The organism is Corynebacterium fournieri, from assembly GCF_030408775.1.
Classification (GTDB): domain Bacteria; phylum Actinomycetota; class Actinomycetes; order Mycobacteriales; family Mycobacteriaceae; genus Corynebacterium; species Corynebacterium fournieri.
This window is the reverse complement of sequence record NZ_CP047210.1, coordinates 968,380-985,658: the sequence shown is the minus strand read 5'-3', so window position 1 is coordinate 985,658 and position 17,279 is coordinate 968,380. Positions and strand designations below refer to the sequence as shown.

Annotated in this window: 18 protein-coding genes; 9 read left to right on the top strand and 9 right to left on the bottom strand. The window is 67.3% G+C overall.

The features are described 5' to 3' along the window. Positions 1-74: 74 nt before the first annotated feature. The 4 genes from CFOUR_RS04830 to CFOUR_RS11385 form a co-directional block, all read right to left on the bottom strand. Positions 75-356, bottom strand: coding sequence for a hypothetical protein (locus CFOUR_RS04830; protein WP_085956592.1), 282 nt, complete (start codon positions 354-356; stop codon positions 75-77). After that, positions 353-1,204: a uroporphyrinogen decarboxylase/cobalamine-independent methonine synthase family protein gene (locus CFOUR_RS04825; protein ID WP_085956593.1), complete on the bottom strand. Its 852-nt coding sequence runs from the start codon at positions 1,202-1,204 to the stop codon at positions 353-355. The genes CFOUR_RS04830 and CFOUR_RS04825 overlap by 4 nt, the downstream gene beginning before the upstream one ends. Further along, positions 1,201-2,280: a tRNA 2-thiouridine(34) synthase MnmA gene (gene mnmA, locus CFOUR_RS04820; RefSeq protein ID WP_085956594.1), complete on the bottom strand. Its 1,080-nt coding sequence runs from the start codon at positions 2,278-2,280 to the stop codon at positions 1,201-1,203. The genes CFOUR_RS04825 and mnmA overlap by 4 nt, the downstream gene beginning before the upstream one ends. Positions 2,281-2,394: 114 nt before the next feature. After that, on the bottom strand, positions 2,395-2,691 hold the full coding sequence (locus CFOUR_RS11385; RefSeq protein WP_435383888.1) for a hypothetical protein: 297 nt from the start codon (positions 2,689-2,691) through the stop codon (positions 2,395-2,397). Between CFOUR_RS11385 and CFOUR_RS04815 the strand changes: the two genes are divergently transcribed. The 8 genes from CFOUR_RS04815 to CFOUR_RS04780 all read left to right on the top strand — a co-directional run bounded on the left by CFOUR_RS04815 (position 2,641) and on the right by CFOUR_RS04780 (position 10,054). Beyond that, positions 2,641-4,587 (top strand): heavy metal translocating P-type ATPase, encoded by a 1,947-nt coding sequence (locus CFOUR_RS04815; protein WP_413540763.1) that lies wholly within the window; start codon positions 2,641-2,643, stop codon positions 4,585-4,587. The two genes, CFOUR_RS11385 and CFOUR_RS04815, sit on opposite strands and share 51 nt — an antisense overlap. A gap of 34 nt (positions 4,588-4,621) precedes the next feature. Beyond that, positions 4,622-4,912, top strand: coding sequence for a metal-sensitive transcriptional regulator (locus CFOUR_RS04810; protein WP_085958307.1), 291 nt, complete (start codon positions 4,622-4,624; stop codon positions 4,910-4,912). Positions 4,913-4,967: 55 nt separating this feature from the next. Further along, on the top strand, positions 4,968-6,080 hold the full coding sequence (locus tag CFOUR_RS04805; RefSeq protein WP_085956596.1) for a sensor histidine kinase: 1,113 nt from the start codon (positions 4,968-4,970) through the stop codon (positions 6,078-6,080). After that, positions 6,077-6,757, top strand: coding sequence for a response regulator (locus CFOUR_RS04800; protein ID WP_085956597.1), 681 nt, complete (start codon positions 6,077-6,079; stop codon positions 6,755-6,757). Before CFOUR_RS04805 ends, CFOUR_RS04800 begins: the two co-directional genes overlap by 4 nt. Positions 6,758-6,840: 83 nt before the next feature. After that, on the top strand, positions 6,841-7,755 hold the full coding sequence (locus CFOUR_RS04795) for an ABC transporter ATP-binding protein (protein WP_085956598.1): 915 nt from the start codon (positions 6,841-6,843) through the stop codon (positions 7,753-7,755). Next, a complete protein-coding gene (locus CFOUR_RS04790) occupies positions 7,752-8,498 on the top strand; it encodes an ABC transporter permease (protein ID WP_085956599.1) in 747 nt (248 codons plus the stop codon). Before CFOUR_RS04795 ends, CFOUR_RS04790 begins: the two co-directional genes overlap by 4 nt. A 3-nt stretch (positions 8,499-8,501) precedes the next feature. Beyond that, complete coding sequence (locus CFOUR_RS04785; RefSeq protein WP_085956600.1) at positions 8,502-9,251, top strand: ABC transporter permease; 750 nt, start codon at positions 8,502-8,504, stop codon at positions 9,249-9,251. 14 nt (positions 9,252-9,265) lie between these two features. Then, entirely contained in the window at positions 9,266-10,054 is a 789-nt protein-coding gene (locus tag CFOUR_RS04780) for a spermidine synthase (RefSeq protein ID WP_085956601.1), read from the top strand. Here the strand turns inward: CFOUR_RS04780 and CFOUR_RS04775 are convergent. Genes CFOUR_RS04775 through CFOUR_RS04755 form a run of 5 tightly spaced genes read right to left on the bottom strand, consistent with a single transcriptional unit; the run spans position 10,051 to position 15,093 of the window. Continuing rightward, positions 10,051-11,106 carry a glycoside hydrolase family 25 protein gene (locus CFOUR_RS04775; protein WP_085956602.1) on the bottom strand — a complete coding sequence of 352 codons (1,056 nt, stop codon included), beginning with the start codon at positions 11,104-11,106 and terminating at the stop codon, positions 10,051-10,053. The two genes, CFOUR_RS04780 and CFOUR_RS04775, sit on opposite strands and share 4 nt — an antisense overlap. A 51-nt stretch (positions 11,107-11,157) precedes the next feature. Continuing rightward, positions 11,158-12,267 carry a cysteine desulfurase family protein gene (locus tag CFOUR_RS04770; RefSeq protein WP_290180123.1) on the bottom strand — a complete coding sequence of 370 codons (1,110 nt, stop codon included), beginning with the start codon at positions 12,265-12,267 and terminating at the stop codon, positions 11,158-11,160. Positions 12,268-12,277: 10 nt separating this feature from the next. Then, entirely contained in the window at positions 12,278-13,417 is a 1,140-nt protein-coding gene (locus CFOUR_RS04765) for a THUMP-like domain-containing protein (protein WP_085956603.1), read from the bottom strand. Further along, positions 13,407-14,282 carry an NUDIX hydrolase gene (locus CFOUR_RS04760; protein WP_085956604.1) on the bottom strand — a complete coding sequence of 292 codons (876 nt, stop codon included), beginning with the start codon at positions 14,280-14,282 and terminating at the stop codon, positions 13,407-13,409. The genes CFOUR_RS04765 and CFOUR_RS04760 overlap by 11 nt, the downstream gene beginning before the upstream one ends. A gap of 16 nt (positions 14,283-14,298) precedes the next feature. Further along, a complete protein-coding gene (locus CFOUR_RS04755) occupies positions 14,299-15,093 on the bottom strand; it encodes an ABC transporter ATP-binding protein (RefSeq protein WP_085958308.1) in 795 nt (264 codons plus the stop codon). Between the two features lie 152 nt (positions 15,094-15,245). Here CFOUR_RS04755 and CFOUR_RS04750 point away from each other — a divergent pair, with 152 nt between their 5' ends. Beyond that, positions 15,246-17,273: a maltotransferase domain-containing protein gene (locus tag CFOUR_RS04750; protein ID WP_085956605.1), complete on the top strand. Its 2,028-nt coding sequence runs from the start codon at positions 15,246-15,248 to the stop codon at positions 17,271-17,273. Positions 17,274-17,279: the final 6 nt, after the last annotated feature.

The window sequence follows — 17,279 nt, the reverse complement described above, 5'->3', positions numbered from 1 at the left end:
CTTCTCCGCGAAGTCGTGCAGCCCCCGGTTGTCGCCCTCGGATTCGACCGAGTACGTCTCCCCTGCCTTCGTCTTCACCACCATCGCCCCGACTCACTGATGATCACATCGTCGATACTGGCGGCGTCGAGCTCTGTGGTTTCCTTCTTGTCCACTAGACGCAGCGTCTGCCCGTCAAAATCGGCCTCGCGCTTGTCCGCCAAGAGCCCAAACGCGACGAAGAACACAGCGCCGATTCCGGCGCCCACCAGCATGTCGTCCATCATGAGGCCGAAGGCTACGAAGAGCATCACACCAAAGACGATTCCCATCGAGAAATCGACCTTCTTCTTGTCCCAATGCAGCGGTTTAGTCATACCTCCATTGTAAGCGCCTCGGCCATCTCCCGAGCCCCACGGTAGTTCGCCGCGATTCCCACTAGCGTCGCCGCCGGCTCCGCGTAGACGTCCACGGTCGTTTCGGCGGGGTCGATCTGCAACTCGTCGAACAGGTTGAACAGCTCGCGCGGGGCCATGGTGGGAATAGCGATGCGGGCGCCGGCGTCCAGCAGCCTCACCAGCGCATCTTTGTCGGCGCGACGCGGGTCGCAGGTCAGCCACGGGACGTCGATAAGCTTCGGCGTGTGCAGCAGATGCTCGCCGAAGCGCGCGAGCGTCTCCTCGGGCTCGGGGATCGCGCGGATAGTCTCGAAGTCGGTGGCGCCCTGCAGCGTTCCGGCGATCACCTCGGGCAGGCGCGGCTCGTCCAGCTGCAGCACACTTTTGCCAAATCGCTTCTCGACGTCCCTCCGGTGGACCTCGCACACCTGAAGCAGCGCGTCTGTGAGGTCGCGAAGCGCGCCGGGATCGGTGATCATGCGGTGGCCGTTGGCCATCTCGATCTCGGCTGCCAGCGTGAACGGGCCGGCCAGCTGCACCTTCACCGCATCTGTCTTGCCGTGCCAGAGTTCCTCCAGCTGGTCGAGGTCGCGCTCCATCCGGTCCGCATCTGCGCGTTTGCGGGCAGCCACGCGCCAGCCGCGGGGCCCGCGCGCGACTGGGATTTCCAGCATGGCGGCGGTGCGGCCGATCAAGTCCGAGCCAACACCGCGGTCCGGCAGCTGCGGGATGTGCGGCAAGGGCGACTCTGAGAGCACCACGTCGGCGGCGTCAGCGAGGTCGGTGCCGGGAAGCGGTCCGAGGCCGAACGCGGTTGGCGCGATCATGCCGTCGCGCAGATGGTGCCGGAGCCGAGCACGATGTCGCCCAAACCGTCCGGGTCCGGCAAGTAGAGCACCGCCGCCTGGCCGCGGGCCACGCCTTCGAGCGGCTCGTGCAGGGCAAGCGTCATCTGATCGCCCTCGATGCGGGCGGTGCACGGCACGACCCCGCCGTGGGCGCGGATTTGCACGTTGGCGGCGAGTTCGCCCTGCATCGCCGGGTGCAGCACCTTGAGCCGGTCGGCGGTGATCTCGTGGACCTTCAACGCCTCGCGCGGTCCGACGGTCACCGTGCCGGTGGCGGAGTCCACGTCCGTGACGTAACGCGGCTTGCCGTCGGCTGCTGGCACACGGATGTTTAACCCCTTGCGCTGGCCGATCGTGTACTGAAACGCGCCGTCGTGCTCTTTCAGCTCACGGCCCTCGGAGTCCTTGATCATGCCGGGGCGCATGCCGATGGAGCGGCCTAAAAACGCCTGCGTGTTGCCGTCCGGGATAAAGCAGATGTCGTAGGAATCCGGCTTCGAGGCGGTGGCGAACCCGTGGCGGGCCGCCTCCTCGCGGATTTGCGGCTTTTCGGTGTCGCCCACCGGGAAGAGGCAGCGGTCCAGCTCGTCTCGGGTGAGCACGCCGAGGACGTAGGACTGGTCCTTCAACGGGTCGGTGGAGCGGCGCAGGTTGCCTTCGTCGTCGATGATCGCGTAGTGCCCGGTGGCGATCGCGTCGAAGCCCAGGGTCACCGCCCGGTCAAGCAGCGCCGCGAACTTGATCTTCTCGTTGCAGCGCAGGCACGGGTTCGGGGTCTCGCCGTGCTCGTAGGACCAGACGAAGTTGTCGATGACCTCTTCTTTGAACTTGTCCGAAAAATCCCACACGTAAAACGGGATGCCCAAGTGGTCGCACACGCGTCGCGCGTCCGCAGAGTCCTCCAGGGAGCAGCACCCGCGGGCGGATTCGCGCGTCTGCTGCGCGTCCTTGCTCAGCGCGAGATGGACACCGACGACGTCGTGGCCCGCCTCCACCAGGCGCGCAGCAGCGACAGAGGAGTCGACTCCCCCACTCATGGCCGCCAATACTCGCATGTCGGCGCAGTGTAGTCCCGTGAAGGCGAAAGGTGAAACGTCCGGCTGAATGCATGGAAACACCCACTAGACATATACCCCCATGGGGTATTAACGTGGGAGACGGCCGTCGTGCTAGGCCCCCGGCACGGCCGAACCGACCACAACGATGAACTGCAACGAGAGGACAGAACCATGAACGACAGACACGCCCATTCCGGCACCCGACCCGGTGGGCACGCCAGCCATCACGAACACAGCAACCACGAAGGCCATGCCGGCCGCCACCACACAGAGCACACGGGCCACGGAGGCCACGGAGGCCATGGCCACGCAGGCCACGGAGACCACGTTGCCCAGTTCCGCAGGCTCTTCTGGATCATGCTGGTTCTCGCGATCCCGGTCGTCGGATTTAACGAAACCTTCGCCCATCTCATCGGCTACCAGCTGCCTGACGCGGAATGGGCCCGGTGGATCTCGCCGCTTTTGGGCACGGTCATTTACTTCTGGGGAGGTCGCCCGTTCTTGACGGGTGCTGTCTCCGAGATCCGCTCCCGCAAACCCGGCATGATGCTGCTGATCGCGCTCGCGATCACGGTCGCCTTCGTCTCCTCTTGGGGTGCGAGCCTGAACTTGCTGGACCGCGACCTGAATTTCTGGTGGGAACTGGCGCTGCTGGTGGTCATCATGCTGCTGGGGCACTGGATCGAGATGCGCTCACTCGCCCAGACCACCTCGGCCCTGGACTCCCTCGCCGCACTTCTGCCCGACGAGGCCGAAAAGATCGACGGCGACGAAGTGGTAAAGGTCACCCCGGCGGATCTTGAGGTCGGCGATATCGTGATCGTGCGGCCCGGCGCGTCTGTACCTGCCGACGGCACAATCGTCGACGGCAGCGCCAGCATGGACGAGTCGATGGTCACCGGCGAATCGAAAACGGTGCGCCGCGGTGAAGGAGAGCACGTGGTTGCTGGCACCATCGCGACCGACTCGGGTCTGCGCATCAAGGTCACGGCCACGGGTGGCGACACCGCGTTGGCCGGCATTCAAAAGCTCGTCACCGATGCGCAAGAATCGTCATCGCGGGCACAGCGCCTCGCAGACAAGGCCGCCGCGTGGTTGTTCTGGTTCACCCTCGGCGCGGCCATCATCACCGCTGCCGTCTGGACGACGATCGGCCTGCCCAACGAGGCGGTTGTCCGCACCATCACGGTGCTGGTCATCGCCTGCCCTCACGCCCTAGGCCTCGCAATCCCGTTGGTCGTCTCCATCGCGACCGAGCGCGCCGCCCGCGGCGGGGTGCTGATCAAGGATCGGCTCGCACTCGAATCCATGCGCACCGTCGACGCAGTACTCTTCGACAAGACCGGCACCCTCACCAAAGGTGAGCCCACCGTCACCGCGATCGACCCCGCCGGTGGGCGTGATAAAGAAGACGTGCTTGCCCTAGCGGCGGCCGCCGAGGCAGACAGCGAGCACCCGCTCGCACGCGCCATCACCGGGGCTGCTCAGGCCCGTAGCGTAGCCGTCCCGCAGGCAATCGACTTTTCTTCGTCCCCAGCAGTGGGCGTGAAGGCAACTGTTGGCGGTGAGGTAATCGAGGTCGGCGGCCCCTACCTGCTTGAGCAGCATTCCGCCGAAGAGCTCCCCATCGCAGACAAGTGGCGAAAGGAGGGCGCGATCATTCTCCACGTCCTCGCCGACGGCGAAGTGATCGGAGCACTCCGGCTTGCCGACGAGATCCGTCCCGAGTCCCGCGACGCCGTCGACGCACTGCACTCTGCGGGCGCCCAGGTCGTCATGATCACCGGCGATGCGCAGGCCGTCGCGGACACCGTAGCCAAGGACCTGGGCATTGACCGGGTCTTCGCGGGTGTGCGTCCCGAGCACAAGGCCGCGAAAGTCAAGGAACTGCAAGGCGAGGGCCACAAGGTCGCCATGGTCGGCGATGGCGTCAACGACGCCCCCGCGCTGGCCCAGGCCGATGTCGGCATCGCGATCGGTGCCGGCACAGACGTGGCGATCGGCTCGGCGGGTGTCGTCCTGGCAAGCTCCGACCCGCGATCGGTGCTTTCGGTCATCGAGCTCTCCCGTGCGACCTACCGGAAGATGAAGCAGAACCTGTGGTGGGCGGCCGGCTACAACCTGCTGTCCGTTCCGCTGGCTGCCGGTATCCTCGCCCCAATCGGGTTCGTGATGCCAATGAGCGTCGGCGCAATCCTGATGTCGGCTTCGACCGTCGTCGTCGCCCTCAATGCGCAGCTGCTCCGCCGCCTCGACCTCACCCCACAGAGCAGCACCGACCGGATGTTTAACCGGTCCAAGTGACCCGACACCGTCCACACCATCCAGGAGACCAATGATGAACACCCCCACCCACGGCTACATCAGCGAGAAAGACCGTTACCTCGCTCGGCTCAAACGTATCGAGGGGCAGACCCGCGGTATTCACCGCATGATCGACGAAAACGCCTACTGCATTGACATCCTCACCCAGATCAGTGCGGTCAACGCGGCGCTGAAGGGCGTAGCACTGGGTTTGCTGGACGACCACTTGAAGCACTGTGTTGCCGATGCGATCAGCGACGGGCAGGAAGCCGACGCCAAGATCGAAGAGGCGTCCGCCGCAATCGCGCGGCTGGTGAAGTCCTAATCGTCATACCGCAGTACGACGCGGCTGCCCGCGGCGGCAAGTAGCGTGGACGGCCATGAACTTTTCCACTACCCGTGCAGTGCGGATCCGCAATGCGGGCATGGCAGCGTTCATGCTGGTCGCCTGCCTAGTTGGGCTACTGCCGGATTCGCGGCAGTTGGTCGTCGGGCTCGCACTGCTGGCCTGCGCCGTTGCAGCCCCGTTTACCCGCTGGCGCTGGCCGCTGGAAACGTTCGCTGCGATCCTTACGGTGCTCATTCCCGCGGCGTTCTGCAACACGCTCCCCGTCGGCGCAATCGCCGTGGCGCCGTTCGCCGCCTACATCGCCAGGCGCCACCTACCCGCCCCGCACCGCGACATCGCCACGGGAGCACTGTTGCTTGGCGACGCCGCAGCCACCGCGTTCGTCATCCCCGCGCTCACCGCGCTCGAGCCTGCCGAGCGACTCCCCTACGTCTTCTGGAGCATCATTCTGCTGACCGTGGCGCTGCTGTTCGGCGAGCTGCGCCGCCGTGCCAAAGAGACCGCGGAGAAGGATCTGGCCCGACAGCGTGAGCAGTTCGAGCGCGATGCCCAGGAGCAGCGCGCCCACCTCGCGCGAGAGATCCACGACATTGTCACCCACTCGCTGACCGTCATCGTCGCGCAGGCCGACGGCGCGCGCTTTGCCGCCACCCCGGAGGCGAAGGACGAGGCGCTGCGCACCATCGGCAACGTCGGCCGCGACTCGCTGCGCCAGATGCGCGGCGTGGTGCAGCTGCTCCGCGACGCTGAACAGCGCCCCCTTGAACCAGCAACGCAACTGGACATCGACGGCCTGGTCGCCACCAGCCGCGCGGGCGGGCTTAACGTCGAATACACCGCCGAGGGCACCCCTCCCGAGCACCTGGCCCCGGCCACCGCGCTTACCGTCCAGCGCATCGTGCAGGAGTCCCTGACCAACGCCATGAAGCACGGCACCGGCCGCGCCGAGCTCGCGGTGCGCTGGGACGCAGATAACGTCGTGGTAGAAACGACGAACCCGGTCGCTCCCGGCGCGACCACTCGTCCGGGCCACGGAGTGGAGGGCATGCGGCAGCGCGCGGCGCTTTCCGGCGGCACGGTGACCGCATCCGCCACCCCCGCCGGCACCTGGACCACAACGGCAAGGATCCCGCTGAACTCATGATCACTCTCGGACTCACAGACGACCAAGCGTTGTTTCTCCACGGCATCCGCAACGTGCTGGACTCCCAGCCGGACATGGAGGTCCACTGGCTCGCCGCGAACGGCGAAGAGGCAGTGCAGGCGTGCGACAGCGATCCGGTGGGCATTGTGCTTATGGACGTGCAAATGCCCGTCCTCGACGGCATCGCCGCCACCCGGCGTATCACCCAGCACCATCCGGACACCAAGGTGATCGTGCTGACCACGTTCGACGACGAGGACTACGTGCTCGGCGGGATTGGCGCGGGCGCGAGCGGGTTCCTGCTCAAGGACGCGGAACCGGAGGCGCTGCTGGACGCGATCCGCACGGTTGCAGGCGGTGACGCGGTGATTTCGCCGAGGGCGACGAACCGGATCGTCGCAAAGCTTGCTGCTCCGACAGAGGAGGCTGTGGCCCTGTCCCCCGCGGACCGCCTCGCGCTGGGTGAGCTCACCGAGCGCGAGCGCGAAGTACTCATCGCGATTGCCCGGGGCTGGAGCAACGGTGAGATCGCCGAGCGGATGTTCATCTCCATGCCCACGGTGAAGACCCACGTGGGCCGGGTGCTGGCGAAGACGCAGTCGCGCGACCGGGTGCACGCGGCACTTTTCGCGTACCGGACCGGGTTGGTCTCGCGCGCGGACCTGCTGGATTCCTAAGCCGCGTCATACCTGGGTATCACGCCCAAAATCGTGCCCCGCGCCGACGCGGAAGGCCCGTGCCATGCGCGAACCTTGAACGCATGGAAACACCGATCATTCACACCCGGGGTCTGACCAAGACCTACGGAAACACGGACGCTGTCCACGACCTCAACCTCGAAGTCCAGCCGGGCGTGGTGCACGGGTTGCTCGGGCCGAACGGCTCCGGCAAGTCCACCACCATGAAGATGCTGCTCGGGCTGATCGCGCCGACCGGCGGCGAGATCACGATGCTGGGCCAGCCGATCACCCGCGCCAACCGGGCGAAGGTGCTCTCCGGCGTCGGTTCGCTCATTGAGGCGCCGGCCGCCTACCCGCACCTGACCGGCGGGGAGAACATGCGCATCGTCACCCGCCTGCTCGGCGCCGACAAAGAACGGGCGCGCCGCGCGGTACGGCTTGTGCGCCTTGAAAACCACATGGACAAGCTGGTGAAGAACTACTCGCTGGGCATGAAGCAGCGTCTCGGCATCGCGATGGCGCTGGCACGTGACCCGCAGCTTCTGATCCTGGACGAGCCCACCAACGGCCTCGACCCTGCCGGCATCGAGGAGATCCGCGAGCTGATCATCAGCCTCGCCCGCGACCACGGCCGCACCGTGCTGGTGTCCAGCCACCTGTTGTCCGAGATTGAGAAGATGGCCTCGGATCTGACCATCATCAACCACGGCGAGCTGGTGTTTCAGGGCTCGCAGGACGAGCTCTACAGCGCGCAGCTGCCGGACGTGTTCATCCAAACTCCTCACCCGGATGCGGCCGCCGAGGTGCTGCGGGCACTTCACCCCACCTTCGTCGAGGGCGGCCTGCAGCTTTCCGGGCTTAGCGACGCCCAGGTCGCCGAGACTTGCGCCCACCTCGTCTCCCACGGCGTTCCGCTGCACCAGGTGGTGCGCAAGCGACGCACCCTGGAAGACGTCTTCATCGGCCTGACGAGCAAGGAGGCGATGGGCGCATGATGGTCGAGTTTGCCAAGCTCAAGCGCACCAAGATTGTCTGGCTGTGCCTGCTCATGTGCGCCGGCATCGTGCTGTTTTCCAACATGAACCTGTTCGCGGGCGATCCCATCGCAGATTTCCAGGCCGACCCGCACACCCAGTGGGCCAGCCACCTCGTCGGACTGGGCATGGCCCTGGCGTTTCTTACTCCCCTGCAGCTGGCGCTGGTGGCCAGCCGCATCGTCGACGCGGAACACGCAAGCGGCGGGTGGCGGCTCAACGCCATTGCCGGCACGAGGCCGGGGACGCTGCTTTTCCGGAAGTTCGCCGTGGCCAGCCTGATCGTGGTCGTGTTCACCGCGCTCGAATTCGCCGCAGCACTCGCCCTGCCCGTCGCTTTGGGCGCGCCCGCGCCTAGCGGGGCAATGGTTTCCACATGGCTGCGCTTCGGGCTCGGGGCCTTGGGCGCCAGCATCGCCCTGCTGGCTGTGATGCTGCTGCTCGCGGCGGTGGTCGATTCACAGATCGTCGTGTTGGGCGTTGGCATCGTCGGCGGGTTCTTGGGCGTCGCCGCACTGCTGTCCCCCGCCTGGCTCGCAGCGCTGAACCCCTTCGGCTACTACGCCGTGCTGCTGCCGTTCGGATTCACCGAGTCGGGCGTCGCTCCAACCCAGCCCGGCTGGTGGCTGTGGGCCGCATACCTTGTCCTCGCCGCCGCAGTGTTCATCGCAGGTTCGAGGGCCCTGGACCGGAAGGAAATCTAAACCATGCACCTGATCACAAACGACCTGCTGAAGTTCAAGCGCTCCCACATGTGGGCGGTGGTGGTCCTCGTGCCGCTTATCGCCGTCGGCGTCGGCGTCGGCAACTACTCCGCCAATGCCGAGACACTGTCCGCGGGCTGGGACAGCTACTTCTCCCAGATCATGCTCTTCTACGGCATGCTGTTCTGCACCGCCGGCATCGCGGTGCTGGCCGCCTACGCCTGGCGCGTGGAGCACCGGGGACACAACTGGTTGACCATGCTCACTTCCACCCGCGGCACCGGCAGCCTGGTGGCCGCAAAGATTGCGGCGATCAGCATCGCGGCCGCGACGATGCACGCGGTGCTGGTGATCCTCGCGCTCGTTGCCGGTTTCGCCCTGGGCGTACCGGGCGCGTTACCCGTCCACCTCCTCGCCGCCGCTGCGCTGTCGTTGGCGCCGATAGTGGCGGTGGCTGCCTGGCAGTCGCTTCTCTCTATGGTCATCCGCAGCTTCGCGGCCCCCATCGGCATCGCCGTGGTGGCCAGTCTCATCTCCTTCGGCGCGCTCGCATCCGGCATGCCCGGCGTGCGGTTCGTCTCGGCGCCGGCTCTGTTGTCGGAAACGCTGTGGCTGGGCAGCACCGCCGTCGCCGATGCCGGCGCACTCGACGTCGGGACTGTCCTGAGCGTGATCCTCGCCTCGGCCGCGCTCGCGGCAGCCGCGTGGGCCGCCTCTGTGGCCTACCTGCGAGGGACCGACGCGCGCCTCTAGTACTCTCACCTGCCATGGTCGCAAAAAGCGAGTTTTACGAGATCGACACCGGCGTCGCCGAGGTCCTGCACGAGCCGGACGGCTCCATGGTGCTGCTTGTCAACGGCGTGCCCAGCTCGCACATCGTGCCGGGCGAGCCGACCCGGCTGGATTTCGAGTACATGCGCTGGATGGCAGATTTTCTCGACTCCGCCTACCCGGAATCACACCGGGCAAAGTCACGTCTGACGCACCTCGGCGGCGGCGCGTGCACACTCGCCCGCTACTTCGCCGCCGCGTGGCCCGGCTCCCGCAGCACGGTGGTGGAGATCGATTCGGAGCTTGCAGTGCTTGCACGCGAGCTTTTCGACGTCCCCCGGTCCCCCACCGTGAAAATCCGCATCGGCGACGCCCGCGAGGTCACCGACGCGTTCAAACCGGCGACCCGCGACGTGATCATCCGCGACGTGTTTTCCTCCGCCACCACGCCGCGCAGCCTGACCACGGTGGAGTTCTACACCGCGGCGTGGACGTCGTTAAGCGAGAGTGGCTTCTACGTGGCCAACTGCGGCTCGCACTCGGATCTGAAGGAGGCCAAAGAGGAGCTCGCGGGCATGTGCGAGGTCTTCCCGCACGTCGCGGCGATTGCGGATCCGCCGATGTTTAAGGGCCGCCGCTACGGCAACATCGTGCTCATCGGGGCGAACCGCCCGCTTGAGGCGAGCGATACGCTTACCCGCAACCTGCTCAAGGGCGCGGTGCCGGCGCAGTTCAAGGGCGAGTCGTGGGCGCGCCGCTTTGCCACGGCCCCACGCCGCGACTAAGCAGCCTTCGCGGCGTTGTCCAGCAGGATGAGCAGGTCGCCGATCTGGTAGTCGCCGGCCATCATTTTGCGCAGGTCCTCAATGGGCAGCTCGCCCTGGCCGGACAGGGTGCGAACCAGGTTGGCGATGTTGTCCGCGTCGGTGGGATCGAAGCCGGCGGCGCGGGCGGCGTCGATAAGCTGCTGCGCACCCAGGCCACCCGCCGCGAGGGCGAGGATGGCCACCACGAGTGCGGTGCTGTCTTGCTCCAGCACCTCCAGCTCGCCCGAGTCGGGGGCCTGGAACGCCTCGAGCACACCGCCGCCTGCGCGTAGGTCGCCGGCCGCGAACTGCCCCAGCTGGCCTTCGTTGCCGTTGAAGACGTTCATGTCTACCGGGGTGTTAATCCCCACGACGCGGCCGGACTCGCTGCGCTGCCAGATGCTGATCTTGTCCCAGCCGCCGACAGGTCCCGGTGGGCGGTTCTGGAACGCCGCCAGCCACAGCGGGTAGGAGGTGAACGCGTTGGTGTTGTTCATCCGCTCGTACCAGAAGTAGCGGTAAGTGTAGATCATCGGGCGCTTGCCGGTGCGCGCCTCCACCTCGGAGAGGAAGGCCTGCGTCCAGCCGGCCAGCTGCACCGGGCCGAGACCCTCATCGACCTCGAGGTCCAGCACCGGCGGCAGCTGGGTAGCCGGGCCCTCATTGATCACCGAGGCGAAGTAGCGCGCCTGGGCGACCGGGTCTTCCGCGGGACGGGCGTAGTGGTAGGCGCCCACCTTCAGCCCCGCATCGGCGGCGGCTTTGGCGTCCTCGTCGTAGTAGTCGTTTTTCCAGCCGTCGCCCTCGGAGGCCTTGACAAAGGCGAAGTCCTGGCCGCCGGCGGTGCGAACGGAGTGCCAGTCGATGGCGGCGCCGCCCGGACGTTGGTGGCCCGCGACATCCACGCCGGAGACCATGCCTGGGATGGACTGCGCGTCGGCGGGGCCGGAGGCCGGGTTGACCATGCTGAGCCCGACGGCGAGCGCGGTCACGGCGGCGGCTGCGGTACGGATGCGGCGAGAGATCTGCATGGCAGACACCCTAAACCACTCAAATCACACACGCCACATACGACACGCCCATTACAGTGCGCCGGCCGCGCGGGCCCGCTCCACCACATCCGGGATAGCAGCCAAAAACGCGTCGACGTCCTCGCGCGTGTTCGTTCGCCCCACCGTCACGCGCAGCGCCCCCATCGCTTGGCGCTGGGAAAACCCCATCGCCTCAAGCACGTGGCTCATACGCACCACCCCGCTGGCGCACGCCGAGCCAGCCGAAACCTGGACGCCCTGGGTATCCAGCAGCATGATCAGCGCATCCGCGTTCGCGCCGGGGAACATGAAGTGCGCGTGACCCGGCAGGCAGGGCTCGTGCTTTGCGACGATCACCTCCGGCACCGCCGCTTCCACCCCCGCGATCACCGCGTCGCGCAGTTCACGGACCCGGGTCTGCTCGCGCTCCATCTCGGCGACCGCCTCCTCCAGCGCTGCCGCCGTCGCCGCGGCTGAGGCGACGTCCACCGTGCCGGAGCGGATGCCGCGCTCCTGCCCGCCGCCGAGGATCACCGGCTTGGGCGCAGGCGAGCGCCGGGCCAGCAGGATCCCCGTCCCACGCGGCCCGCCGAACTTGTGCGCGCTGGCCGCGAGCGTGGCCGCGCCGAGTGCGTGAAAGTCCACCGGAATATGCCCCACCGCCTGCACCGCGTCCACGTGCACTGGGGTGCCCGCAGCGCCCGCGCGCCGCACCACCTCCTGCACGGGTTGGATCGCGCCGGTCTCGTTGTTCGCCCACATCACCGCCGCCACCGCGGCCGGGCTATCCAAGACGCTCAGATCCTCCACGACACCGTCGCGCCCAACCGGCAGCAACTCAGTCTGGCCCAGAGACTTGACCACCTCCAGCACCGCCGGGTGCTCGATCGGCGTGGAAACAACCCGGCCGCCGCCGGAGGCACCGTGCAGCCCGCGCACCCCGATGTTGTTCGCCTCGGTGCCGGAGCCGGTGAAGACCACCTCCACCGGGTCCGCGCCGAGCACCGCGGCGACGCGCTCGCGGGCGTCGGCGAGCACCGCATTCGCCCGCCGCCCCGCACTGTGCTGGCTGCCCGCGTTGAGCGCCCCGGCGTGTTCCACCCACGCGTCGATGGCGCACTGGCGCATGGGGGTGGTAGCTGCGTGATCGAGATAGACCATGCCCCACAGATTAGGCGTGCACGCGCGGGCCGCACACGTGCGCCACCGCGTCGTCGCCGATGCGCGCGATCACCACACCCATCTGCCTGTCCCCGCGCAGCTTCAACTTCTTGCGCAGCTGGTCCGGGTCCACGTCCACCCCACGCACGAGAATCTCCGCGGACCCGGCGCCGTGGCCGGCCAAGGTCTTCTTCAGCGCCCGCAGCGGCACGGCTTCGATGAACTCGAAGCCGCTGTAGCCCGCCGGAAGCTGCTCGCCCGTGGTGAAGGCGATGTGCTCGTCCAGCATGCTCAACCCGTGGCGCGCCGCCCACTGGCGCACCAGACCCGCGCGCACCACCGCGCCGTCCGGCTCGACTATCCAGCGCCGTGGCGCGGTGACCTCCACTTCGTCGGGTTCGGTGTCGTATACGCGCTCTTCAAACGCCCGCAGCACGACCGCTTCCCTGCCCGCGCCGCCTGCGAGCCCCGGCGTGTACAGGCACGCCTCCTTCACGCCGCCATCGACGGAGACGACACTGACTAAGCCCTCCCACCCCGAGTAGTCGATGCCCGGCGCGCACTTCACCGCCAGCTCGCGTCCCGCGTGGGCTGCCAAAAGGTCCGGCAGGGGCGGCAAGAGCTTGGCGGGGTCGGTGATGCGCTTGCCGTCTGCGCGCCGCGCCGGGTCGGCTACGACCACCCCGCCGCGGCTGACGGGCGCGAGCGCGTCCGCGCGGGCGAGCCAGGCATCGGGCCCGAGGTTGTGGCGCGCCATGACCAGCCGCGCGGCGTCGAGGTCCGAGCCGAGCCAGGCCGCGCCGAGACCGGCGAATGCGGGCGCTTCGGAGCCGACGGAGCAGGTCACGTCGTGGACGAACTGCGCGCCTGCCGCCGCGATGCGCTCGGCGCGCACCCGCGAGACCCGCGCGGGGGTGGCTTGCTGCGCGGCGTCTGCGTCCGTGAGCCAACTCCCGGGGAACTTCCCCGCCGCCGCGCGCTGGGAGGCGATGCACACGCTCGCCGCGCGTGCGTAGTCGCCGAAGTGGCGCTCGAGCACCCCGCGGTCCGCGAACACGGATTTCTTCGTCAGCGCCACCTGCGACGCCACCGCGGCAAGCTCTGCCGCGTTAGCCGCCAGGTAGCGGGCTTCTTCAACGCTAAATCCCACCGCGGCGTCCAATCCGGTCCACGGGGGTGAACGAGAAGAAGTCGAGGTAGCGCTCGTCGTCTACCGGGTCCCCCACCACGGGCGACAGGAAGGAAGTGCCCACCGCCGCGAGCGCTTCTTGCGTGGTGGAGAACTTGGCTACGTCCTTCAGCTGCGCCCAGGTCGAAGGCGCGAGGCGCACAAGCCCGTGGCGCCAGCCGTCGAGGAGCAGCTGCGGCGGAAACCAGTTCGCGTCGTCCGCCTCCTCGGTGTCACCGTCCGGTTCCTGGCCCCCGGGCTGCGCGGCGACAAAGGTGAAGGTGTCGAACCAGTTGCCGGATTCAGAGCGTCCCACCCAGCGCGCTTGGGGCTTGAGCAGGTCGGCGCAGACGTTGAGGTTGGACTCGCGCAACACGTCGGTCAGGGACAGCTCGTGTGACTCCAGCTTCAGGCGTCGGTCGTGGAACGGGCGGGCGTCGTCGAGCAGCACGCCGTCGTCGTCGACCGCGAGCAGCGTGCCGGTTTCCTCGAACAACTCGCGCACCGCCGCAAACAACAGGGCGTACGCCTTGTACTTGGTCACACCCAGCTGGCGCCCAAGTGAGATGGCGGAACGGCCCAGCCACAGCTCGCCGTCGTTCCACGCGCGCGGAGGGAAATCGCGCGAATCCACCCCGCCGCCGGGAAAGACGGTGATGCCGGGGTAATTGGGCATGGATAACACGCGCTCTTGCATCCAGACCTCCAGGCCGGATGCGCCGTCGCGAAGCAGCATCACCGTCGCAGAGAGCCGGGCCCCGTGAAACCCGCTGCGCTCGTGGACGTCGATGGTGTCGGCGACGTCGTGCGTTTGCACGCCCTGTGTGCGATTCCTTTGCGTGGGCATGACCGCTGCCCCGGGCCTACGCCCGGTGCGCACCTCCGCGCTTCGAGCGCGCCCGGCGCGCCGTGTAGCGGCCGTCGTCGTAGGTGACCTCGATGGGCTGGTGGTAGGCCCGCGAGACGTTCTCGGAGGTGAGCACGTCGTCGATGAGCCCTTGGGCGACCACTTCGCCCTCGTCCAGCAGCATTGCGTGGGTGAACCCGGCCGGGATCTCCTCCAGGTGGTGGGTGATCATCACAATCGCCGGGGCGTCCGGGTCCAGGGCCAAATCCCCCAGGTAGGCCAGCAGGTCCTCGCGCCCGCCCAGGTCCATGCCCGCGGCCGGCTCGTCCAGGATAAGCAGCTCCGGGTTGGTCATCACCGCGCGCGCCACCAGCACGCGCTTCTTCTCGCCGTCGGAAAGCGTGCCCCAGCGCCGGTCGATCAGGTGGATCGCGCCGACCTGCTCGAGCACTTCGAGGGCCTGCTCGTAATCCATCTCGTCGTAGTCCTCGCGCCAGCGGCCCAAAATGGCGTAGCCGGCGGACACCACCAGGTCGCCCACCTTTTCGTTGTCGGGCACGCGCTGCGCCACCGCGGACGAGGTCAGGCCGATCGCCGCGCGCAGATCGCGCATGTCGGTCGCGCCGACTCGCTCGCCGAGGATGAACACGGTGCCTTTGGAGGGGAACTCCTGCGCCGAGGCCATACGGATCAGCGTGGTCTTGCCAGCGCCGTTCGGGCCGATGACGACCCAGCGCTCGTCCAGCTCCACCTGCCACGTCACGGGGCCGACGAGAACGTTGCCTCCGCGGATGAATTCCGCGTCGCGCATGTCCACCAGCAGGTCCGGGTCTGTGGTCAATTCCTCGGTGCTTTCCTCGTTCGCATTCACGCTCCCATCTTTACCTATTTCGGCCCGCGTGTGTGGGAGGCCCGCGCTACCCTGTCAGATGGAATGCAGGCAGGTTGAGAGGGTCCGATTTTATGGTTGCTCGCTTTGGCATCGACGATGTGCGCCCGCAGGTCTCCGGGCGCACGTTGCCCGCAAAGGCCGTGGTCGGCGAGGTGGTGCCGGTCTCGGCGCTGGTCTGGCGCGAGGGCCACGACGCGATCGCGGCGACGCTGGTACTCGTCGCACCATCGGGCGCACAGTACCAGGTGCCCATGCATCAGGAGGTCTACCGCCCGGACTACGTCCACGGCATTTTCATCCCCCGTGAACAGGGCCTGTGGCGCTACCGCGTGGACGCGTGGAGCGACGTGATGGCAACGTGGCGCAACGCGGTGGAAAAGAAACTCGCCGCGGGCCAGACCGAGGCGGAGATGGCCAACGACATCGCCCACGGCGCGGATCTGTTCGCCGCCACCATCGCCCAGACGCCGGAGCCGAAGGTGCTCGAAAAGGCGCGTGCGACGCTTCTCGACGCCTCGTTGCCGCTGGCCGAGCGCATCGCGGCGTGCGTCTCCCCCGAAGTACGCGACGTGTTGGCCGCCTCCCCGCTGCGCGAGCTGGTCACTCGCGGGCCGGTGGCCGACATTCTGGTGGAGCGCCGCGAGGCGCTGGTGAATTCCTGGTACGAGCTGTTTCCCCGGTCCACCGGCGGCCTGGATGAGAAGGGCAACCCGGTGCACGGCACCTGGGCCACCACCGCGGCGCAGCTGCAGCGCGTGGCGGACATGGGCTTCGACACCGTCTACTTCCCGCCCATCCACCCCATCGGCGAAGTCAACCGTAAAGGCCGCAACAACACGCTCACGCCGGAAGACGGCGATGTGGGCTCGCCGTGGGCGATCGGCTCCAAGCACGGCGGCCACGACGCCTTCGACCCCAACCTGGGCGGCGAGGACGAGTTTTTGGACATGATGGACCACGCCAACGAGCTGGGCCTGGAAGTTGCGCTCGATTTCGCCCTCCAGGCTGCCCCGGACCACCCGTGGGCGCGCGAGCACCCGGAGTTTTTCACCGTGCTGGCGGACGGCACCATCGCGTACGCGGAGAACCCGCCGAAGAAGTACCAGGACATCTACCCGCTGAACTTCGACAACGCGCCTGAGAAGCTCTACGCGGAGATCTACCGCGTGCTCATGTACTGGGTGGACCTGGGCGTGACCACCTTCCGCGTGGACAATCCGCACACCAAACCGGTGAATTTTTGGCACTGGCTGATTTCCAAGGTGCACGAGACAGATCCGGACGTGATCTTTTTGGCGGAGGCGTTTACCCGCCCGCCGCGCATGTACGGCCTGTCCAAGGCTGGCTTTTCGCAGTCCTACACCCACTTCACGTGGAAGACCACGAAGGCGGAGCTGACCGATTTCGCGCAGTTGCTTGTCGACGTCGCAGACGTCTCCCGCCCGAACCTCTTCGTCAACACCCCCGACATCCTGCACGCCACCCTGCAGCAGGGCGGCCCGGCAGCGTTCGCGCTGCGCGCCACCTTGGCTGCCACGATGAGCCCGCTGTGGGGCGTCTACTCCGGCTACGAGCTCTACGAGGACCGGCCCGTTGCCGAGGGCAGCGAGGAGTACCACGACAGCGAAAAGTACCAGCTGCGCCACCGCGACTTCGCCGCGAAGCTGGAAAGCGGTGAGTCGCTCGAGCCCTACCTGACGCTGCTCAACGCCATCCGCCGGGACAACCCGGCGCTGCAGCAGCTGCGCCAGATCCACTTCCACGACATCGGCAACGACAACATCATCGCCTACTCCAAGGTCGATGCCGAAACGGGCAACGCGGTGCTGGTGGTGGTCAACTTGGACCCGACTTCCACCCAGGAGGGCATGCTGCGCGTCGACGCCTCCGCCGTCGGGCTCAACGACGGCGCCACCTTCGAGGTGGCCGACCAGATCACCGGCGAGAGCTACACCTGGACCACCGCTGAGACCGGCAACTTCGTCCGGCTCGCCCCGGAGAAGAATGTCGCGCACATTTTCCGGTTGCCGGAGGTGCCTTCGGCTCGTCGAGAAGCACTTGCGTACCGTCAGATCTCAGACCACGACTACCGCCCCTAAGGAAAG